Source organism: Brevundimonas sp. FV1ps31S (assembly GCF_058681265.1).
The window spans coordinates 2143225-2164532 of record NZ_CM178735.1 but is presented as its reverse complement, the minus strand read 5'-3'; the positions used below and the strand labels follow the sequence as shown (position 1 = coordinate 2164532).

At 67.8% G+C, this 21308-nt stretch carries 13 protein-coding genes; 8 read left to right on the top strand and 5 right to left on the bottom strand.

The genetic code is table 11. The annotated features are described in order from the left end of the window. Window positions 1-15: 15 nt before the first annotated feature. A complete protein-coding gene (locus ACVPT3_RS10170; RefSeq protein ID WP_492040788.1) occupies window positions 16-510 on the bottom strand; it encodes a pentapeptide repeat-containing protein in 495 nt (164 codons plus the stop codon). A gap of 55 nt (window positions 511-565) precedes the next feature. Continuing rightward, complete coding sequence (locus ACVPT3_RS10165) at window positions 566-3232, bottom strand: TSCPD domain-containing protein (RefSeq protein ID WP_492040787.1); 2667 nt, start codon at window positions 3230-3232, stop codon at window positions 566-568. A 300-nt stretch (window positions 3233-3532) separates the two neighbouring features. Between ACVPT3_RS10165 and ACVPT3_RS10160 the strand changes: the two genes are divergently transcribed. The 7 genes from ACVPT3_RS10160 to ACVPT3_RS10130 all read left to right on the top strand — a co-directional run bounded on the left by ACVPT3_RS10160 (window position 3533) and on the right by ACVPT3_RS10130 (window position 15539). Further along, the gene (locus ACVPT3_RS10160) at window positions 3533-4618 is read left to right on the top strand and encodes a LacI family DNA-binding transcriptional regulator (RefSeq protein WP_492040786.1); all 1086 of its coding nucleotides are present in this window, start codon (window positions 3533-3535) and stop codon (window positions 4616-4618) included. Continuing rightward, complete coding sequence (locus tag ACVPT3_RS10155; protein WP_492040785.1) at window positions 4521-7628, top strand: TonB-dependent receptor; 3108 nt, start codon at window positions 4521-4523, stop codon at window positions 7626-7628. The genes ACVPT3_RS10160 and ACVPT3_RS10155 overlap by 98 nt, the downstream gene beginning before the upstream one ends. 77 nt (window positions 7629-7705) lie before the next feature. After that, complete coding sequence (locus tag ACVPT3_RS10150; protein WP_492040784.1) at window positions 7706-9172, top strand: glucoamylase family protein; 1467 nt, start codon at window positions 7706-7708, stop codon at window positions 9170-9172. Then, window positions 9169-10437: a sugar ABC transporter substrate-binding protein gene (locus tag ACVPT3_RS10145; protein WP_492040783.1), complete on the top strand. Its 1269-nt coding sequence runs from the start codon at window positions 9169-9171 to the stop codon at window positions 10435-10437. The genes ACVPT3_RS10150 and ACVPT3_RS10145 overlap by 4 nt, the downstream gene beginning before the upstream one ends. A gap of 89 nt (window positions 10438-10526) precedes the next feature. Continuing rightward, on the top strand, window positions 10527-11366 hold the full coding sequence (locus ACVPT3_RS10140) for a carbohydrate ABC transporter permease (RefSeq protein ID WP_492040782.1): 840 nt from the start codon (window positions 10527-10529) through the stop codon (window positions 11364-11366). Beyond that, window positions 11363-12178: a carbohydrate ABC transporter permease gene (locus ACVPT3_RS10135; protein ID WP_492040781.1), complete on the top strand. Its 816-nt coding sequence runs from the start codon at window positions 11363-11365 to the stop codon at window positions 12176-12178. Before ACVPT3_RS10140 ends, ACVPT3_RS10135 begins: the two co-directional genes overlap by 4 nt. A gap of 151 nt (window positions 12179-12329) precedes the next feature. Continuing rightward, on the top strand, window positions 12330-15539 hold the full coding sequence (locus ACVPT3_RS10130) for a discoidin domain-containing protein (protein WP_492040780.1): 3210 nt from the start codon (window positions 12330-12332) through the stop codon (window positions 15537-15539). A gap of 180 nt (window positions 15540-15719) precedes the next feature. Here the strand turns inward: ACVPT3_RS10130 and topA are convergent, their stop codons facing one another. The 3 genes from topA to plsY form a co-directional block, all read right to left on the bottom strand. Next, window positions 15720-18338, bottom strand: coding sequence for a type I DNA topoisomerase (topA, locus tag ACVPT3_RS10125; protein ID WP_492040779.1), 2619 nt, complete (start codon window positions 18336-18338; stop codon window positions 15720-15722). A 154-nt stretch (window positions 18339-18492) separates the two neighbouring features. After that, window positions 18493-19563 (bottom strand): DNA-processing protein DprA, encoded by a 1071-nt coding sequence (gene dprA / locus ACVPT3_RS10120; protein ID WP_492040778.1) that lies wholly within the window; start codon window positions 19561-19563, stop codon window positions 18493-18495. Beyond that, a complete protein-coding gene (gene plsY / locus ACVPT3_RS10115) occupies window positions 19560-20198 on the bottom strand; it encodes a glycerol-3-phosphate 1-O-acyltransferase PlsY (RefSeq protein WP_492040777.1) in 639 nt (212 codons plus the stop codon). The genes dprA and plsY overlap by 4 nt, the downstream gene beginning before the upstream one ends. Before the next feature lie 127 nt (window positions 20199-20325). Here plsY and ACVPT3_RS10110 point away from each other — a divergent pair, with 127 nt between their 5' ends. Next, on the top strand, window positions 20326-21258 hold the full coding sequence (locus ACVPT3_RS10110; protein WP_492040776.1) for a glycerophosphodiester phosphodiesterase family protein: 933 nt from the start codon (window positions 20326-20328) through the stop codon (window positions 21256-21258). Window positions 21259-21308: the final 50 nt, after the last annotated feature.

Sequence of the window (21308 nt, the reverse complement as noted above, 5' to 3'; positions counted from 1 at the left end):
CAAGGAGACGGGCGGTCAGCAGGCGGGAATGCGGAGGTTTGCGGGCAGAACCGTCGAGGCGTCGCCGCACGCCCGGTTTACCTGAGCCTGGGTTAGGCCGGTCGCGCGGGACAGGTCAGCGCCGGACAGATTGGTCCCCGAGAGGTTCGCGCCCGAAAAAGCGGTGCCCTGCAGATAGGCCCCCACGAAGCCGGCGTTGGTCAGGTCGGCGCGCGAGAAGTTCGAGCCGGAAAAGACCCCGCCGTAGGCGTCGACGTCGCGCAGATCCGCGTTGGCGAAGCGGGTGCGGTTCATGACGCTGAGGCTGAGGTCGGCCTGACGCAGCCGGGCGCCGGAAAGATTCAGCCCGCGCGCCTCAAGTCCCGAGAAGTCGCCCTGGAACAGGTTGCAGCCCGAGCAGGAGGCGCCGCGTTTCACGCTTGCGATCTGGTTCGCATTCTGGGCCAGGACAGGTGTCGCGGCCGCCGCAAGGACGGCGAGCGCGAGGGAAAGAAGGGTCAGGCGGGACATCGGGTCGCTCCAGCGAAGGCGTCGCATCGCGGCAGTTTAGGCGTCAGCCGTTAACTTAGCCCTGATCGCCGCCCTGAAGCGCGGGCGCGGCGCCGCAGGTGTCGCAGATCCAGGCGTGGCCCCGCTGCTGCAGGCTGAAATCGCCGCAGGCGGGGCAGGCGACCGCTTCCGTGGCCGCCACGACCTTGGCGTCCGGCTCGGCCTTCTTGCCGAAGGGCAGAACGACCAGATTGTCGGGCGCAGAGCCGCGGGCGAACCCCTTGGAGATGAAGCGGGCGGCCGGCACGGCCTCGCTCTCGTCCGGCTTTCCGCCCCCGAGTCCGTCCCCGAGCGGTTCCGGGCCGGCGTTGGCCAGTTCGTCTCGGTCTAGATAGGAAACGCCCAGTTCGCGGAAAATATAGTCGAGGATCGAGGTCGCCGAACGGATGGAATCATTGCCGGTGACGCGTCCGGCGGGCTCGAACCGGGTGAAGACGAAGGCGTCCACGAATTCGTCCAGCGGCACGCCGTACTGAAGGCCGATCGAGATGGCGATGGCGAAATTGTTCATCAGGCTGCGGAAGGCGGCACCCTCCTTGTGCATGTCGATAAAGATTTCGCCGAGTTCGCCGTCCTCGTATTCGCCGGTGTGGATATAGACCTTGTGGCCGCCGACGGCCGCCTTCTGGATGTAGCCCTTGCGACGGTCCGGCAGCTTGCGCCGCGCCGGTCCGCGTTCGACGACGCGCTCGATGATCCGTTCCGGCGGCGCCGCGCCGGGCGGGGGCGGTGCGCTCGCGGCCTGCGAACGGGCCGGGTCGAAGCGAGGCGTCGAATCGGTTTTGGGCAGGGTCAGCAGGGGACCGGGCGGCGGGGCCGCGCGGCATAGGCGTATCGCGCGCCGGCCTTCGCCGGCGGCCTGGCTGAATCGGCGGGCGGCCTGGGCGGCGGTCGCTCTCCAGTCCAGGATTTCGACGCCCGCGTCTGGTGCGTCGCTGTATGGCTCCACCGCGCGGCGCAGGTCGGCTTCGAGCAGGGCGGGGTCCGCCAGCAGGGCGGCGACGGAAGGCGGCGCCTCGGGCCAGTCCTTCAGGTCGCCATGGCCGAAAACCCAGCGCGCCGCCTCGGCCTCAGCCTCCTCGGGCACGCCGAGCAGATTCAACAGGGGGCCGTCGCCGTCCTCAAGCCCCAGCACGTCGCGGATGAAGCCGGGATCAAGCACGGGGGCGGCGAAGACGGCGTCGAAATTGTCGGCCCCGGCCAGGGCCTGCTCGATCGCCGCCAGTTCGATGTCGGTGAAGCCGAAGGCGCGCAGGGTCGCATGGTCGACGCCGGGCGCTTCGACCAGGGTCCTGCGGCCGAACAGCCGGCGTTCGGCCGCTTGGATGTCTCCGCCCACGCGGACGAGCACGCGCGCCAGCCAGGGAGCGAGGCGGCGGCCAATCTCGCCGTCGGCGGTCTGGAAGACGTCCACCACCGAACAGGCCCCCAGACCCAGGCGCAGCCGCGCCTCGGAATCATCGACAAACAGGCCGATCGCGGCGTGGCGGCGGGGAGCGGCGGTCTTGTTGAAGGCCTTGGCCGCGACGGCGGCGAGGGGATCGGTATTGACCTTCAGCCGGGTCCGACGGGCCTTGTCCACATCGGCGATCTGGCTTTTAAGCCCCTCCCAATCGGCGCAGGGGCCGCGCAGTCGGGCCAGGTCGACCGAGGCTTGGGCCGCGGCGCCGGCGGCGAGGGCGGCGACACCCTCGGCGCGGGCGACCAGATCGCCGCCAGACGGAGCAAGAGCCGGCGCCAGACCTTCGAGACCCAGCGCGACGGCGAATCCGGATCCCTGCAAATCCAGGGCGACCGTCCACAGCCGCACCAGGTCGGGCAGAAGCCTGAATGACCCCGCGGCCCCCTCGTCTTCCTCCAGGGCGACGATGGCCGAGAGATCCAGGGCAGCGCCCTTCACGGCGGGCTCGGTCAGAATGTCGGCCTCGCGCGGATCGAAGGTCAGGACCAGGCCGCCGTCCAGCGCCGCTTCGGCGGCGAGCAGCGCTTCGGGCGCGCCGGCGGCGATTTGGGTTCTGGACGCCAAGGCCGCCAGGGGCGCGCTTTCGCCAGACGGACGCAGGGCCAGGGCCGGACGTTCGCCGTCGACAGCGCGCAGGATGTCGGCGTCCGTGGCGCCGCGACGCCGTGCGGTGGCGGCCGCCCGGCCAAGGGCGGGGTTGCGGGAGGGATCGCTGCAGTCGCCGTGGGGGCCTTCGCAGCGGTCCACAGCGTCGGCGACCGCGCGTAGGGCGTCGGCCAGGGCCTCGGCTGACTGGAGCGCCAGCCGCGCGGTGGTGCGTTCGGCCCTGTGCTCGGCCAGGCGTTTCGGCGCGGCAGGGTCGGACAGGTCCAGAATCTGGGCGGCGGTGAAGACTGTGGCCGGAGCAGCGAGACCGAGCCATATCGTCGCCGCGAGTTCGGCCGCGAAGGCCTGGGCCTCCAGGGGATCGGCGAAGACCTTGTCGGTCAGTCCCACCGCGGCCAGGCTTTCGACCCAGGCGTCTACGCCCCCCTTCAATCCGTCGCCGGTCGGCAGGGAGGAGGAGGGAAGCGTCTCACACCAGTCGAGCCAGGATTCGATCCGCGCGTCGGACCATCCGGCGGGCGCCAGAACTTCCTGGACCACGGCGGCGCGCTCAATGGCGCGGGTCTCCATCCTGACTCGCCGAGCACGGTCGGCGAAGTCCGATTGAAAGCGCATGCCCAGCGTCTCCCCGAAAGCGTTGGACTACATTATGGCTTTCCTGCCGGGCGCGCTACCAGATGTGGTAGTTATCAACGGCTGAATTGTCTGTTCGTCGTTGGGCCAGTCCTCAGCGGAAACGGCGCTGAAACACGCCGGCGGCCCCGGCTCCAATGCGGCGGCCGGGCCACAAATCGACACAAAGCGACAATGCGCCGCTTGCGGCCCACATTGCTCCTGTGTCATGTAACCGATTACATTATTTATCGACAGACCTTCGATAAGGGGGCTGGGACGATGACGCTCAGAGAGGAACACGTGGAAATCTCCGCCCCGTCAGGCCTGAACGGACATGCGCCGGCCGCCAAGGCCGCGACCATCCGTGACGTGGCGGAACGGGCGCAGGTGTCCGTGGCCTCGGTGTCGCGGGTGCTGAACGGCTCCGACGCCATCACCGAGACCACGCGTCGCCGGGTGCTCGATGCGGTCGAACATCTCCGCTACGTCCCCCATGTCGGCGCGCGGAGCCTGTCCACCAGCCGGACGGACACAATCGGCGTCATCCTGCCGGACCTGTACGGCGAGTTCTTCTCCGAACTGATACGCGGCATGGATCTGGCCGCGCGGGCGCACGGCAAGCATCTGATCGTGTCCAGCTCCCACGGCGACACCGAAGAGACGATGGCGGCGCTGCGCTCGATGCGGGGCCGGGTCGACGGGATGATCGTGCTGTCGCCCCATCTGCGCGCCGCCAATCTGGCCGCCGACGTGGCGGGCCGGACCCCGGTTCTGGTGATGAACGGCGGCCTGGACGAGGGCGGTCGCCCGTCCATCGCGGTGGACAACCACGGCGGCGCCGTGGCGGCCGTCCAGCACCTGATCGCCACCGGTCGGCGCCGCATCGCCCATATCCGGGGCGCAGCCGGCAACCTGGAAGCCGACATCCGCGCCCAAGGCTACGCCAGCGCTCTGGGCGGCCAGGAACCGATCATTGTCGAGGGCGACTTCACCCAGGCGGCCGGGCATCGCGCCGCCACCCGGTTGCTGGCTCTGGACCAGCGCCCCGACGCGGTGTTCGCGGCCAACGACATGATGGCCCTGGGCGCCATGCTGGCCTTCCAGGAGGCGGGGGTGCGTTGCCCTGAGGACGTAGCGGTCATCGGCTTCGACGACGTGCCGCTGGCGGCCCTGGTCCGGCCGACGCTGACCACGCTGAGAGTGAATATCGCGGAAATGGGCCGCCGGGGCGTCGAACGCCTCATCGGCCTGGTCCAGGCCGGCGCCGGCGCCGATCCGGACACCGCTTGTGAAATCGTTCGACCGGCCTTGGTCGTTCGTCAATCCACCGCGGCGGCCTCAACCGCCGGGTCAAACCCCGATCGTACAGCGGCGTCGCCGTCGTGAATCGGATCCATCAGGAGGGGACTCAAGGATGATCAAGTTCAATACGCGTAGCGCGGCCCTGGCCGCCGTATCCGCCTTCGCCATCACCGCAGGCTTCGCCGGCGCGGCGTCCGCCCAGGTCGCGACCTCGACGATCCGGGGCAGTGTCACCGACGGCGCCCAGGTCGAGCCTGGCGTCACCGTCGTGGCCCGCAACGTCGCTTCGGGCTTCACCAACCGCACCACGGCGAACGCCCAGGGCGGCTACACCCTGTCGGGCCTTCGCCCGGGCACCTATGAGGTGACGGTGACCACGGCGGACGGCGAAACCGCCACTGACACCGTCAGCATCGGCGTCGGCCAGGTCGGCAACCTGGATCTCGTCATCGCGGACGCCGGCGCCGCAACCAACGTGGGCGAGATCGTCGTTGTGGGCCGCCGTTTGGTCGAGGTGCGCACGCCGGAAAACGCGACCAACGTCACGACGCAGCAGATCCAGACCCTGCCGCAGATCAACCGCAACTTCCTGAACTTCGCCGCTCTGGCTCCGGGCGTGCGGGTCGGCACGAACGATGCGGAAGTTCAGATCACAGCCGGCGGGCAACGTGCGGAATCTGTGAACGCCTTCATCGACGGCGCCAGTCTGAAGTCGAACATCATCGCGGGCGGCATCGTCGGTCAGGACGACAGCCGCGGCAACCCGTTCCCGCAGGCGGCGATTCAGGAGTTTCGGGTCGTCAGCCAGAACTTCAAGGCGGAATACGAACAGGCTTCTTCGGCGATCATCACTGCGGTCACCCGTTCGGGCACGAACGAATTCCACGGCGAAATCTTCGGCACCTACCGCAACCAGGATATGGTGACGCAGGATGTCTTCTCCGAGCGTCGCGGCGCTGAAAAGCCGGACCTGAGCGTCAAGCAGTACGGCGCGGCCTTGGGCGGTCCGATCATTCAGGACCGTCTGCACTTCTTCGGCAGCTATGAGCACAAGCAGGAAAACCGTGCCGCCACCGTGACTTTGGGGCCGGTGGGCAGTCCGTATCAGCAACAGTTTGCTGAATATCTCGGCACCTTCGCCACCCCGTTCGAAGAAGACCTGTATTTCGGCAAGCTGAGCTTCCAACCGGCCGAAGGACATCTGATCGATCTGAGCGTCACCTATCGCGATGAAGGCGACGTCACGGGCGTGGGCGAATCGAATGCGTTCGAGCGCGCCAGCGGCCTGCAGCAGACCACCAAGAGCGCCAATCTGCGCTACCAGTGGCAGGCTCAGGGCTTCCTGAACGAGTTCGCAGTCGACTACCGCAATTATAACTACAACCCGACGGCGGCCAATTTCGATATGCCGGGCGCGAGCTACCGCATTTTCACCAACGCCTATGATCCCAATGGTGGAACCACGATCCTGAATGTGGGCGGTGCAAATAGTCGTCAGGACATCACGGATGAAGCAGTCACCATTCGTAACGATCTGACCTTCAACGAAGTCGAGTTCAACGGCTTCCACACCATCAAGCTGGGTGTGAAGTTCTCGAACCAAGACTATCATGTTGAGAAGGAGTTCGGTCGCAATCCTCAGTTCTTTTACGACCTGAACGGAACCGCCAGCGGCGACGCTTCGGTGCCTTACCGCGTTCAGCTGGGCAACGCCTTCCCGACCGTCGACCTGACCAACAAGGTTTATGGCCTGTACATTCAGGATGACTGGCAGATCACTGACAAGCTGGAACTGAACCTCGGCATCCGCTGGGACTACGAGGATAACGCCAGCAACCCGGACTATGTGACGCCTCAGTCGGTGATCGACGGTCTGAACCAGTGGATTGCTTCGACCGACGGCGGCAAGCCGGCTGGCTATGCACCTAGCTGGTTCAACATCGACGACTATATCTCGACCGGCGACAACCGCGATCCGTACGCGAAGGCTTTCCAGCCGCGGATTGGCTTCTCCTATGATGTCTTCGGTGATCGCGGCACTGTGATCTTCGGCGGCGCGGGCCGCTACTACGACCGGGTGAACTTCAACTTCGCGTTCGACGAGATCGCGAAGCCGTTTGACACCTCCAAGACTGCTTTCTTCACAACCACGCCCGGCGCAGTCCAGGACGGCACGGCGGCCAACCCGTTCCTGTGGAACCCCTCCTACATGACGGCGGCGGGGCTGGATCCGCTTTTGGCCAGCCTGCCGGGCAAGGGCGAAGCCTTCCTGTTGAAGAACGATTACGAGCCGCCGCGCACCGACCAGTTTAACCTCGGGGTTCGTCAACGCGTCGGCGACTGGCAAACCGAGTTCACCCTAGCCTACGGTAAGACCGAGAACGAGTTCACGTGGCAATATCTGAATCGCTGCCGCGAGCCGAACTACGGCAACGACGGCGACGGTTTCGGCGACAACGGAGGTTTCTGCGGACCCGGCGCGGCCAACCCGTACCGCAGCTACCTGGTGTCGGATCATAACAAGGAGCGCGAATTCACCGCCCTCTACGTCAAGCTGGACAAGCCCTATACTCGGGACTCCGGCTGGGGCGTGAACATCGCCTACACCTTATCGGACTCGCAGCAGAACGGCGGCAATGACAACTTCTGCTTCGACTGTTTCTCGGTCGAGAGTTCGCCTATGCGGAATTCTGCTGACAACGAACGGCACCGGATCGTAGCCAATGGCATCGTCGATTTGCCGTTGGACTTCCAACTGTCGGGCATTCTGACGCTGGGCTCGGGCACGCCGTTCAACGTGTTCGATGGAACGGGTTCGAGGTTCTATTTCCGTCCCTACGGCGGTTATCCTGATAAGGAGAACTTCTTCATTCCGAATGCCTTCGCCTATCGGAATCTGGATCTTCGCCTGACGAAAAACTTCCCGGTCGGAGAAGGAAGCGAGCTGCAGCTCTACGTCGATGCAATCAATATTTTCGACTTCAAGAACTACAGCGGCTTCAACGGCGATGCGGGTACGCCCAACTTCGGCAACCCGAGCAGCGTGCTGTTCCCGACGCGGACGTTCCAGATCGGCGCCCGTTACTCCTTCTAACTCCCCCTGAGCCTGGGCCGCCTTCCGCTTGCGCGGAAGGCGGCCTTCTTCTTGATACAGACCCAGTGAGCGTGCCCATGAACCGTCGGAACTTCCTGATGCGAACCACGGCTGGAGCCGCCGCTCTGGCGGTCAGCGGCGTCGTCGCGGGACAGGCGGCGGCGCAGGCGGTGGCGAGTGCGGTCAACGGCACGCAGCGGCGGCCCCTGCGGCTGGACCGCGAAATCAACGAGCTTCAGGAACGCACCTTCCGCTGGTTCGAGAAGGTCACGGATCGGCGCACCGGCCTGACGCCCGACCGCTGGCCCAGTCCGTCCTTCTGCTCCATCGCCGCGGTCGGCTTCGCCCTGACCTGCTGGCCGATCGGCGTCGAACGCCGCTGGATGAGCCGGGACGAGGCGCGCGAGCGGACCCTGATCACCGTCCGCTATTTCCACAGCCTGCCCCAGGGGCCGGAGCCGACCGGCACGGCGGGGCACAAGGGCTTCTTTTATCATTTCCTCGATATGGAGACCGGTCACCGCTATCGGACCAACGAGCTTTCGACCGTGGACACGGCCCTGTTGATGGCCGGCATGCTGTTCGCCGCACGCTATTTCGACGGCGATCATCCGGACGAGGTCGAGATCCGCAGCCGGGTCCAGGCCCTGTACGAGCGGATCGAATGGGACTGGGCCGTCGTGCGCGACAACCGGATCACCATGGGCTGGCATCCGGAGAGCGGCTTCATCCCCTCCGACTGGCACGTCTATAACGAGGGCATGCTGGTGCTGCTGCTGGCCATCGGCAGCCCGACCCATCCGGTCTCGGTCAATGTCTGGCACGAATGGGCCGCCAGCTATGACGAGAGCTGGACCGACCGCTGGGGCAGCTGGCACCTGAATTTCGCGCCGATCTTCGGCCACCAGTACAGCCATATGTACGTCGACTTCCGCGGCATTCAGGACGCCTGGATGCGCGGTCAGACGGCTCAGCTGGGCGAGTATCTGGACTATTTCGAAAACAGCCGTCGCGCCGTCTACGCCCAGCAGAAATACGGCCACGACAATCCGGGGCAGTGGGTCGGCTATTCGTCCGAGACCTGGGGCCTGACGGCCTGCGACGGGCCGGGCGATTTCAAGCAGACGATCAACGGGGTCGAGCGCGAGTTCTTCAGCTATTCGGCGCGCGGCCCCGGCGACCGCGACGACGGCACCATCGCGCCCACGGCGGCGGCCAGCTCCATCGCCTTCGCGCCCGAGATCGTCATCCCCTGCATCAAGGCGATGAAGAGCCGGTTCGGGGCGGGGATCTATACCGAGTGGGGCTTCCTCGACAGCTTCAACCCGACCCTGACCCAGCGCGACGGGCCCTTGCAGCACGGCAAGATCATTGACGGCGTGGGCTGGGTCGCCGACGACTATCTGGGCATCGACCAGGGCCCCATCGTCGGCATGACCGAGAACCATCGCTCCGACTTCATCTGGCGCTACATGCGCGGCGAGCCGCACATCCGTAAGGCCCTGGAGACGGCGGGCTTCACCGGCGGCTGGCTGAACGCATGACCTCTGGCCCGCACAGGCGGGGCGCCCTGGCGCTGCTGGCGGGCGGGGCGGCGGCGGCCTGCACGCCGCGTCGTGACGGCGAGACGGTGCTGCGCTTCTGGGCCATGGGCAATGAGGGCGGAACGGTGGGCCAGCTGATGCCCGAGTTCGAGCGCCGCAACCCCGGCGTCCGCGTCGCGGTCCAGCCCCTGCCGTGGACGGCGGCGCACGAGAAGCTGCTGACCGCCTACGCCGGCGCCTCGCTGCCGGACGTCAGCCAGATCGGCAACACCTGGGTGTCGGAACTGACCGCCATAGGCGCCCTGTCGCCGACCCCGGCGGCCGCCGCCGACCTGCTGACCGATCAGTTCGAGGCGGTGCTGGAGACCAACGAGGTGGCCGGCCGGGCCATGACCACGCCCTGGTATGTGGACACGCGCCTGCTGTTCTACCGCACGGACCTGCTGGCGCGCGCCGGCTTCGACGCGCCGCCCCAGAACTGGGCCGAATGGAAGCGGGCCATGCACGGGGTCAAGCGGGCGGCGGGCGGAGACAACTACGCCATTCTGCTGCCGTTGAACGAGTTCGAGCAGCTTCTGACCTTCGGCCTTCAGACCGAGGAGCCCTTGCTGCGGGACAGGAATACGCGCGGCAACTTCTCCAACCCCGGCTTCATCTCGGCCCTGGCCTTTTATCGCAGCCTGTTCGCCGAGGGGCTGGCGCCCCTGGCTTCTGCGGCGCAGATCTCAAATGTCTGGACCGAGTTCGCGCGCGGCTATTTCAGCTTCTACTTCTCCGGCCCGTGGAGCGTCGGCGATTTCCGCAGCCGTCTGCCGGCGTCGTTCCAGCCGAACTGGGCCACGGCCGGGGTGCCGGGGCCGAACGGCCTGGGCGCCTCGGCGCCGGGCGGCTCCAGCCTGGCGGTCTTCCAGTCCTCGCCGCATCAGGAGGCGGCCTGGGCCCTGGTCCGCTATCTGTCCGAACCGGCCGTCCAGGCCCGGTTCAACACCATCGTCGGCGACCTGCCGGCGCGGAAAAGCGCGTGGGACATCGCCCAGGTCGAACGCGACCCGATGCTGGCGCCTTTCCGCGGCCAGCTGGAACGCGCCAAGGCCGTGCCCAAGGTTCCGGAGTGGGAGCGGATCGTGACCGAGATGCAGATCGTCGCCGAACGGATGGTGCGCGGCGAATACAGGCCCGAGACCGCGGCCGCCGAGATCGACCGCCGCGCCGACCGGCTGCTGGAGAAGCGCCGCTGGATGATGGAGCAGGGCAGGGCCGTATGACCGTCGCCGATCCCGCAATACCTGCCGTCCGACGTTCACGTGGCCCCGCAGCCCGCGAACGCGCCGCCTGGGCCTTAGTCGCCCCAGCGATGATCGCCATCGGCCTGTTCTTCGCTCTTCCGGTGATCGCGGCCCTGCTGCTCAGCCTGACCGACTTCGACATCTACGCCCTGGCGAACCTCGACAATCTTCGCTTCGTCGGCCTGCAGAACTACCAGCGGCTGATGACCAATCCGCTGTTCTGGGGAGCGATGAAGAACACCCTGACCTTCGCCGTCCTGGGCGTGCCCCTGTCCATAGCCGCGTCCCTGGCGGCGGCGGTGATCCTGAATGCGCGGGTGGTGAAGTGGCGGCCGATCTGGCGGGTCATGTTCTTCGCCCCCTATGTCACCACCCTGGTCGCCACCGCCGTGGTGTGGCGCTATCTGCTGCACACCCGTTACGGCGTCATCAACTGGGGGCTTGAGAGCATCGGCCTGCCGGCCGTCGACTGGCTGGGCCAGCCCTCGACCTCCATCCCCGCCATCCTGATGTTCGTGGTCTGGAAGATCTTCGGCTACAATATGCTGATCTTCCTGGCGGTGCTCCAGACCGTGCCGGACGATCTGTACGAGGCCGCCCGCATCGACGGCGCCGGGCCGTGGAAACAGTTCCGCCATGTCACACTGCCGGCCATCGCCCCGACCATGTTGCTGGTCTCGATCATCTCGGTCGCCAGCTTCTTCCAGCTGTTCGCCGAACCCTATGTGATGACCCAGGGCGGCCCGGCCCAGAGCACGGTGACGGTACTCTACTTCATGTACGAGGAAGGCTTCAAATGGTGGAACCTGGGCTCCGCCAGCGCGGTCGCCTTCGTGCTGTTCCTGTGCATCCTGGCGATTACGTTGGTCCAGTTGGCCGTGGCCAAGCGGGTGGGGGCGTACCAATGAAAATCCGCGCCATCCTCCTCAACCTCGCCGTCGCCCTGATCGCGCTCATCGTCCTGTTCCCGCTGGTCTGGATGGCGTCGGTCAGCTTCATGCCCACCGGCGAAGCCGCGACCTTCCCGCCGCCCCTGGTCCCGTCGCGCTGGACGCTGGAGCATTATCAGGACCTGTTCCTGAACCAGGGCATGGGCCGCTATCTGTGGAACAGTTTCGCCCTGGCGACCCTGGCGACGATCCTGGCGCTCAGCTTCACCGTCCCGGCCGGCTACGCCTTCGCCAAGCTGAAGTTCACCGGGCGCGAGCGACTGTTCCAGCTGCTGGTCGCCGCCCTGGTGGTGCCGGCCCAGATCGGCACCCTGCCGCTGTTCCTGATGCTGAAGGGGATGGGGCTGGTGAACACCTACGCCGGCGCCCTGGTGCCCTGGCTGGCCTCGATCTTCGGCCTGTTCCTGGTGCGCCAGTATGCGCTGAGCATTCCCGACGAAATGCTGGAGGCGGCCCGGATCGACGGCGCTAGCGAGGGCCAGATCTTCCGCCGCATCGTCCTGCCGACGCTGCAGCCGATCATCGTCACCCTGGGCCTGTTCGTCTTCCTGGGCAGCTGGAACGACTTCCTGTGGCCGCTGATCGTCTTGTCGGACCAGTCGAACTACACCCTGCCGGTCGCCCTGGCGGCCCTGTCGCGCGAACATGTGCAGGACATCGAACTGATGATGGCCGGCGCCGTCGTCACGGTCGCGCCCGTCCTGATCCTCTTCCTCGCCCTGCAACGCTACTACATCCGCGGCATGCTCGCGGGCAGCGTGAAGGGGTGAATCTTGTAGCCCTCCACCGCCGTCATCCTAGGCCTTGTGCCTAGGATCCATAGACTCCGTCGAGGACGGGACCCACGCCTTCGACACCGGGCGTATGGATCCTCGGGACAAGCCCGAGGATGACGGGGAGAGGGAAAACTGGAGTAATCCGATGCGTATCCTGACCTCCGCCCTCGCCCTCAGCGCCGCCCTCATGGCCGCCCCCGCCGTCGCCCAGGACACGCGCGTCCTCGACAGCATGGACGACGTCTCGCGGTGGCAGGCCAGCGCCTCCACCGACGTCCACGCCGCCGTCTCCGCCGTCGCAGGTCATGACGGCCGCGCCGTGCGGCTCGACTACGATTTCGACGGCAAGGCGGGCTATGCGGTGGTCAGTCGTCCGCTGCCGTTCGACCTGCCGGACAATTACGAGATCAGCTTCTGGGTGCGCGGCGCCGGGCCGGTCAACACCTTCGAGGTCAAGCTGACCGACGCCTCGGCCGAGAACGTCTGGTGGAAACAGACGGCCCGCTACGACTTCCCCGACGGCTGGACGAAGTTCGTCATCAAGCGTCGCCAGGTGTCCAAGGCCTGGGGCCCCAGTCCCGAGACGGTGCTGCGCCGCGCCGAGCGGGTCGAGTTCGTCGTGGTGGCGGCCGAGGGCGGCAAGGGCGCCGTCGAGATCGACCAACTGAGCCTTCGCGCCCTGCCGGTCGAGCCCCTTGTGCCGCCCCAGCCTGTCGCCGCCGACGGCCGGCCCCAGACGACCGCCGCCAACGCCGTCGATCTGGACCCGAAGACCGCCTGGACCACGCCCGTGGGCGAACCGTCGGCGCTGACGCTGGACCTGGGCTATGAGCGCGAATTCGGCGGCCTGACCCTGCGCTGGAGCGAGCGCGGCGCGGCGGCGGACTATCGGATTTCGGCCTCGACCGACGGGCGCGACTGGCGCGACCTGGCGACAGTTCAGGGCGGGAACGGCGGCGTCGACTGGCTGCGTACGCCGGAGGCTACGGCGCGGTGGCTGCGGCTGGAGCCGCTGAAGCCGGTTCCCGCCTCGGACGTTGTCGGCTCGTCCGGCGCGGGCCAGCGGCTGGGCGCGGGGCAGGCGACGACCTATGCGCTGAATGAGATCGAGGTCGAACCCCTGGCCTTCGGCAAGGACGCCACGGCCTTCGTCGAGGCGGTGGCCAGGGAGAACCGGCGCGGCCTCTATCCGCGCGGCTTTTTCGGCGAACAGCCCTACTGGACCCTGGTCGGGGTGGACGGCGGCGGCGAGAGCGGCCTGATCGGCGAGGACGGCGCCATCGAACTGCGCCGCGCCGGCCCCAGCATCGAACCTTTCGTCGTCGACAACGGGCGGCTGATCACCTGGGCCGACGTCAATATCGAACAGGGGCTGAGGGATGACGACCTGCCCATACCGTCCGTGACCTGGACCGCCGACGACTGGACGCTGAAGATCACCAGCTTCGCCGACGGCGCGCCGGACCAGGCGCGTCTGTGGGGCCGCTATGACCTGACCAACACCTCCAACCGGCCTCGTCGCCTGACCCTGGCCCTGACGGCGCGACCCTTCCAGGTGAATGGACCCGTGCAGTTCCTGGCCATTCCGGGCGGCGTGGCGCCGGTCGAGCGGATCGCCTGGGACGGCGCGAGCCTGACGCTGAACGACGATGTCCGGGTTCACACCCTGACCGTGCCGGACGCCGTGGCGGTTTCGAGCTTCGACGCAGGGGCTGATCCTCAATCATTGATTCTGCCGACGTCGCGACGGCCCGCAGGCGAGCCGGTCGCCGTCGCCGACGCCACAAACCTGCCGGCCGGGGCCCTGCTGTATGAGGCGACGCTCCAGCCCGGCGAGACGCGCACCTTTGGCTTCTTGTCGCCGCTGGCGGGCGAGACGCCGCAGCCGCAGGCGGGGCAGGGCGTCGCCGCGCTGGATCAGGCCGAGCAGGCGCTGGCGGCGGAGTGGCGCGAGAAGCTGGACCGGGTGGACCTGACCCTGCCGCCTGCCGCCCAGCGGATCGAGGACGCGCTGAAGTCGTCCCTGGCCCATATGCTGATGTCGCGTCAGGGGCCGATTCTCCAGCCCGGCACCCGCAGCTACAACCGTTCCTGGATCCGCGACGGGGCCATGATGGCCGAGGGGCTGAACCGGCTGGGCATGGCCGAGCACTCCGCCGACTATCTGCGCTGGTACGCCCCCTATGTGTTCGACAACGGCAAGGTTCCATGCTGCGTCGACGCGCGCGGCGCCGATCCGGTGCCCGAGAACGACAGCCACGGCGAGTTCGTCTTCCTCGCCGCCGAGACCTATCGCTACACCGGCGACGAGGCCCTTCTGCGCCAGGTCTGGCCCCAGGTACAGAAGGCGATCGCCTACATGGACGAGCTGCGCGCCTCCACCCGCACCACCGCCTTCCAGGCCCCCGACCAGCGCCACCTGTACGGCCTGCTGCCGCCGACGATCAGCCACGAGGGCTATTCGGACAAGGCGGCCTATTCCTACTGGGACGATTTCTGGGGCCTGCTCGGCTACAAGGACGCGGTCTTCATCGCCCAGACCCTGGGCGACGCCGAGGCCGCCGTCCGCTACGCCGCCGCGCGCGATCAGTTCGCCGCCGACATCCGCGCCTCCATCGTCGCGACGGCCGCACATCACGACATCGACTGGATCGCCGGCGCCGCCGATCGGGGCGATTTCGACGCCACCTCGACCACGATCGCCCTGTCACCGTCGGGCGAGCAGGATGATCTCCCGCCAGAGCTTATGGGGCGAACCTTCGACCGCTATTGGGAAAATTTCCAGAACCGCCTGACCAACCGCACCGCGTGGAAGGACTATACCCCCTACGAATGGCGGTTGGTCGGCGCCTATGTGCGGCTGGGGCAGAAGGACCGGGCCCTGGCGGTGCTGGACTTCCTGATGGCCGACCGCCGGCCCGAGGCCTGGAACGGCTGGGCCGAGGTGGTGGGGCGCGACAAGCGCGAGCCCCGCTTTATCGGCGACATGCCGCACGCCTGGATCAGCTCCGACTATATCCGCTCGGCCCTGGACCTGTTCGCCTACGAACGGGACCGCGATCACGCGCTGGTGCTGGCGGCGGGCGTGCCTCAGGTTTGGCTGGATACGGCCGAGGGGGTCGGGGTGAAGGATCTGCGCACGGCCTATGGGGCGCTGACCTACGCCTATCGCAAACAGGGGGCGGCCTATGTGCTGACCCTGGGCGACGGCGCGACGCCGCCGGGCGGCTATGTGCTGCAATGGCCGGCAGGGGAGGGGCGGCCTGAGCGGGTCCGCATCGACGGGCGGGCCGCGCAATGGTCCGGCGACGAGCTGGCGATCCCAGCAGTCGCGCGGCGGGTGGAGATGCGCTGACATCTCACCTCCACGCGCGCGAAGGCGCGCGGGGAGGACAGGCGGGAGCGTCAGCGGACGCCAGGCGGGGGCGACACGGTGTTAGAAGCTGGCGCGGTCATCACCGACGTCGGAGTCGCCCCCTCCTGATCGCTACGCGATCTGTCCTCCCCGTTCGCCTTCGCGAACGGGGAGGTGAGGTCAGTCTTCCGCCTTGGCCTTCTTCGCCGGCGCCTTCTTGGCCGCAGGCTTCTTCGCAGCGGCAGCCTTCTTCGGCGCAGCCGCCTTCTTGGCCGGGGCCTTCTTCTTCGGCGCCGCCCCGGCCTTGGCGGCCAGCAGCGGCAAGGCGTCTTCCAGGGTCAGGTCTTCGGGCGCCGTGCCCTTGGGCAGGGTGGCGTTGATCTTGCCCGACTTGACGTAGGGACCGAAGCGGCCGGCCATGACGTGGATCGGCTCGCCCGTCTCCGGGTGGGCGCCCAGGTCCTTCAGCGGAGCGGTGGCGGCGCCGCGACCGGGGCGACCGGCGCGCTTCTCGGCCAGCAGGGCGACGGCGCGGTTCAGACCGACCTCGAACACCTCGTCGATGTCCGAGACATTGGCATAGGTGCCGGCGTGCAGGACGAAGGGTCCGTAACGGCCCAGGCCCGCCGTGATCATCTTGCCGTCCTCGGGGTGAACCCCGACCTCGCGCGGCAGGGCCAAGAGGCGCAGGGCCTGGTCCAGCGTCAGGGACGCCGGCGACCAGCCCTTGGGCAGGGACGAGCGTTTGGGCTTGTCACCCTCGGGCGGCGTGATTTCGACATAGGGGCCGAAACGGCCGATCTTCAGCTGCACCGGCTGGCCGGTCTCTGGATCCATGCCCAGTTCGCGGTCGCCGCTTTCGGCCGAACCGTCTTCAGCCGATGGGCTGGCGACGGGGCGGGTGTATTTGCAGTCCGGGTAGCGTTCGCAGCCGATGAAGGCGCCGAACCGGCTGGTCTTCAGGCTGAGCTGGCCCTGGTGGCACAGGGGGCATTCGCGCGGGTCGGACCCGTCTTCCTTGGCCGGGAAGATATGGGCCCCCAGCGACTCGTTCAGGGCGTCGAGAATGGCCGTGGTGCGCAGTTCGCCGGCGGCCTGGGTCGCGGCGTGGAAGTCCGACCAGAACTCGCGCAGCAGCACCTTCCAGTCCAGTTGACCGGCGGACACCTCGTCCAGACGGGTCTCCAGCGCGGCGGTGAAGTCGTATTCGACCCACTTGGCGAAGAACTGTTCCAGGAAGGCCGTGACCAGCCGTCCCTTGTCCTCGGGATAGAAGCGGTTCTTGTCCACCCGCACATATTCGCGGTCGCGCAGGGTCGACAGGGTCGAGGCGTAGGTCGACGGCCGCCCAATGCCCAGCTCTTCCAGCTTCTTGACCAGGGTGGCTTCCGAATAGCGCGGGGGCGGTTCGGTGAAATGCTGGTCGGTCCGGATGGCGTCGACCTTGGCCTTGGCGCCTTCCTTCAGCGCGGGCAGGCGGCTGGTGTCGTCGCCTTCATCGTCTTCCGCGCCCTTCTGCTTCTCGTCGCGGCCTTCTTCATAGACGGCCAGGAAGCCGTCGAAGGTCACCACCTGGCCGGTGGCGCGCAGGCCGGTCAGACCGTCCGGGGTTTCGATATCGACCGTGGTGCGGTCCATGCGGGCCGCCTCCATCTGCGAGGCGACCATCCGCTTCCAGATCAGCTCGTACAGACGCTGAAGATCGGATTCGAGGCGCAGGCTGTCGGGATGGCGTGCGATGTTTGTCGGCCGGATCGCTTCGTGCGCTTCCTGAGCATTCTTGGCCTTGGTCTTGTAATAGCGCGGCTCTTGCGGAACGAAGGCCGGGCCGAACTCCTTGGCGATGACCTCGCGCGCCTGGGCGATGCCCTCGGGCGTGGTCTGGACGCCGTCGGTCCGCATATAGGTGATCAGACCGCCGGTCTCGTCGACGCCTTCATACAGTTTCTGCGCCGCCTGCATGGTGCGCTGGGCGCTGAAGCCCAGCTTGCGCGACGCCTCCTGTTGCAGGGTCGAGGTGGTGAAGGGCGGGGCCGGATTGCGGCGGACGGGCTTCTTCTCTACCGAGTGGATGGTGAAGTCGCCGGCGTCGATGGCCGCACGCGCAGCGGCGGCGGTCGCCTCGTCCTTGATGTCCAGACGCTGCACTCGCTTGCCGGCGTGCTTGACCAGACGGGCGGTGAAGGGCGGGCTGTCGGCGTTCAGGTCGGCCTCGATGGACCAGTATTCCTGCGCCTTGAACTTCTCGATCTCCATCTCGCGATCGACGACGATGCGCAGGGCGACGGATTGGACCCGCCCGGCCGAGCGCGCGCCCGGCAGCTTGCGCCACAGGACCGGCGACAGGGTGAAACCGACCAGATAGTCCAGCGCCCGGCGGGCCAGATAGGCCTCGACCAGCTCCATGTCGATCTGGCGCGGATTGGCCATGGCTTCGAGCACGGCGGACTTGGTGATGGCGTTGAAGGTCACGCGCTCGACGTGCGTATCCTTCAGCGCCTTCTTCTTGTTCAGCACCTCCAGCACGTGCCAGCTGATGGCCTCTCCTTCGCGGTCGGGGTCGGTCGCGAGGATGACGCGGTCGGCGCGCTTGGCGGCCTCGGCGATTTCGGACAGCCGCTTGGCGCCCTTGGCGTCGGCCTCCCAGTGCATGGAGAAGTCGTCGTCGGGCAGGACCGAGCCGTCCTTCGACGGCAGGTCGCGGACGTGGCCGTAGGACGCCAGAACCTCATAGCCGGAGCCGAGGTATTTATTGATGGTCTTGGCCTTTGCGGGGCTCTCGACGATAACGAGGTTCATGCGTGTTCGGTCTCGGGAAGGGGCGCGAACGTGGTTGGAGCGGAGCCATGTGTCAATGCACCGGCCGCCGGACGCCCGTAAACTAGCCCGTAATCTGGGAGTGGGATCAGGCGCTGACTATCACGGATTGCGCGCGAATCCGGAAGAGACTTCACTATATTGACGCGAGGCCGCCGGGCAGCAACTCGGCGCGGCCCGCCAGGCTCAGCTCCAGCAGGGCGGCGGCGACCTGGCCCATGGGGGCGTTCAGGGCGCGGGCGATCTCGTCGCGCGGCGTCGGGGTGGGGGAGAGCAGGGCGGCGACCCGGTCGAGGAAGGCGTCGTTCACCTCCCCATAGTCCATGGGATCCGACGGCGGCGCGCGCAGGGTGCGCAAGGTGTGGAAGGCGCGCTCGATATCCTCGATCCCCTCGCACAGGATGGCGCCCTGGCGCAGCAGTTCGTTCGGGCCCTTGGCGCGCGGGTCCAGCGGCGAGCCTGGCACGGCGAAGACGTCGCGCCCCTGTTCGGCCGCCAGCCGGGCGGTGATCAGCGAGCCCGACTTGATCTCGGCCTCCACCACCACGACGCCGCGCGACAGGCCGGAGATGATGCGGTTGCGGCGGGGGAAGTCCTTGGCCTGGGCGCGGGCGCCGACGGGGCTTTCCGACACGACGCAGCCCTGGTCGATCAGTCGCGCGTAAAGATCCGCGTGTTCGGGCGGATAGATGTCGTCCACCCCGCCGCCCAGCACAGCGACGGTCCCGCTCGCCAGGGCGCCTTCATGGGCGGCGGCGTCGATGCCGCGCGCCATGCCCGAGACGACGACATGACCGGCCTGACCCAGTTGCAGCGCCAGGCCGCGCGCGATTCTCTGGCCGCCCGCCGAGGCGATACGGGCGCCGACGATGGCGACGCTGGGCGTGTTCAGCAGTTCGACCCGACCCCGCGCCCACAGAATCGGCGGTGGCGGGTCCAGGTTCGCCAACATCTCAGGATAGTCGGGATCGCCCAGCACCAGCAGGCGCGCGCCGATCCGCTCGCCATCGGCCAGTTCGCGCTCGATGCTTGCGACGGGCGGGGGAATGGAGGCCGCGCCCGATTTGCGGACCAGATCGGGCAGAACCTCCAGCACGCGGACGGCTGAACCATAGCGGCCCAGCAACTGGGAAAAGGCGACGGGACCGATGCGGTCGGTGCGGGCGAGCCGCAGCCGGGCGAACCGTTCGTCCGCCGCCAGGGTCACGTCTTCTTGGCCCCGATACGCGGTTCCTCGCCCTTCAGCAGCCGGGCGATGTTCTGGTGGTGACGCACCCAGATCAGCACGGCGGCGAAGACGGTCAGGCACAGGATCGGCATTTCCACCGGCAGGCCGACGGCGGCGAGCGGCAGCAGGGCCAGTAGGGGCGCGGTCGCCGAGGAGATCAGCGCCGCCAGCGACGAATAGCGGAAGACGAAGGCGCTGATCAGCCAGACGGCGCCGGCCACCAGGCCCAGGGGCCAGGCGGCGGCCAGCAGCAGACCATAGAAGGTCGCCACCCCCTTGCCGCCCTTGAACTTGAGCCAGACGGGAAACAGGTGGCCCAGGAAGGCCGCGCCGCCGGCGATAGCGCCCGCGACCTCGCTGTCGAACAGCGCCCGCGCGATCAACAGGGCGACCGCCCCCTTGCCGGCGTCCAGCAGCAGGGTGGCCAGGGCCAGATCCTTGCGGCCCGTCCGCAGCACATTGGTCGCGCCGATATTGCCGGAGCCGATATTGCGCACGTCGCCGGCGCCGGCGGCGCGGGTGATCACCACGCCGAACGGAATCGAGCCGAGCAGATAGCCGCCCAGCGCGACCAGCGCCAAGGTCCCGATCGCGGGGCCTGCCAGATCCTGCACGTTGATTCTCTCCCCGGGAAATGCTGCGGCAAAATGCGTCGGCGAGCGTTTCGGAGCAAGGGCGATCCGACCTCTTGACCCAATGATTGCCGCAGGGTCAGGTCCGCCCGCCCTGCCGGAGAGTCTGATGACCCGAATCCCCACCGCCGCCGCCCTGATTTTGTTGATTTCCACCTCGGCTTGCGTGGGCGCCGCGCCGGCGAGCCCGACCCCGACGGGGGCACCGGCCATGGCCGCCTATTTCGACTGTGTCCGCGACGGCGGCGTGGCCATTTCGGCGCACCGGGCGGTCTCGGCCATGGACCAGCCCGAGAATTCCATCGCCGCCATCATGGCGACAGGCCGCGCCATTCCGGGCGCCATCCTCGAACTGGACGCGGTCCTGACCAGGAACGGCCATCTGGTCCTGATGCACGATGAGACGATGGACCGGAACACGACCGGGCGGGGCCGCGTCGCCGACCTGACCCTGGCCCAGGTCAAGGCCGCCCGCCTCAAGGCCTCGAACGGCGCCCTGACCGACGCCGCGCCCCCGACCCTGGCCGAGGCTCTGGACGCCGCTGGGCGCGTCGGCGCCATCGCCAGCCTGGATCTGAAACCGGCCGACGGCGCCACCACGGTCGATCTGGCACGCGCGATCATTGCCGAGGTGCGGCGTGCCGGCGCGCAGAACCGGGTCATCCTGATCACCTATAATGACGCCGACGCCCGCGCCGTGGCGGCCCTGGCGCCGGAGATGATGATCTCGGCCGGTCTGGACGGGGTGGAGGATCTGGACGGGCTGAACGCGTCGCAGATACTGGCCTGGACCGGCACGCGCGAGGAGCGGCCCGTCCTGTGGTCGGCCCTACGTCAGGCCGGCGTCGAGGTCCAGTTCGGCACCCTGGGCGCCGAGGGCCGCCGCCGCGACGACCGCTACGCCGCCGACGGCGACGTCTCCGAATATCGCGACCTGTTCCGCCAGGGCGTGACCGTGATCGCCACCGACACGCCCCTGGCGGTCCAGTCGGTGCTGGGCGCCGAGGTCGCCAAGGCCGCGACCTGCCGCCGCCCGCGCTGACGCGACGATTTGCGCTCGATCAAAGAGCGGACGAGCCGGCTAGGGCAGGA

Excerpts from the sequence above, each read along its gene's own strand:
- ACVPT3_RS10170 (WP_492040788.1), bottom strand. The coding sequence starts at position 510 with ATGTCCCGCCTGACCCTTCTTTCCCTCGCGCTCGCCGTCCTTGCGGCG.
- ACVPT3_RS10165 (WP_492040787.1), bottom strand. The coding sequence starts at position 3,232 with ATGCGCTTTCAATCGGACTTCGCCGACCGTGCTCGGCGAGTCAGGATG.
- ACVPT3_RS10150 (WP_492040784.1), top strand. The coding sequence starts at position 7,706 with ATGAACCGTCGGAACTTCCTGATGCGAACCACGGCTGGAGCCGCCGCT.
- ACVPT3_RS10145 (WP_492040783.1), top strand. The coding sequence starts at position 9,169 with ATGACCTCTGGCCCGCACAGGCGGGGCGCCCTGGCGCTGCTGGCGGGC.
- ACVPT3_RS10140 (WP_492040782.1), top strand. The coding sequence starts at position 10,527 with ATGATCGCCATCGGCCTGTTCTTCGCTCTTCCGGTGATCGCGGCCCTG.
- ACVPT3_RS10135 (WP_492040781.1), top strand. The coding sequence starts at position 11,363 with ATGAAAATCCGCGCCATCCTCCTCAACCTCGCCGTCGCCCTGATCGCG.
- ACVPT3_RS10130 (WP_492040780.1), top strand. The coding sequence starts at position 12,330 with ATGCGTATCCTGACCTCCGCCCTCGCCCTCAGCGCCGCCCTCATGGCC.
- topA (WP_492040779.1), bottom strand. The coding sequence starts at position 18,338 with ATGAACCTCGTTATCGTCGAGAGCCCCGCAAAGGCCAAGACCATCAAT.
- ACVPT3_RS10110 (WP_492040776.1), top strand. The coding sequence starts at position 20,326 with ATGACCCGAATCCCCACCGCCGCCGCCCTGATTTTGTTGATTTCCACC.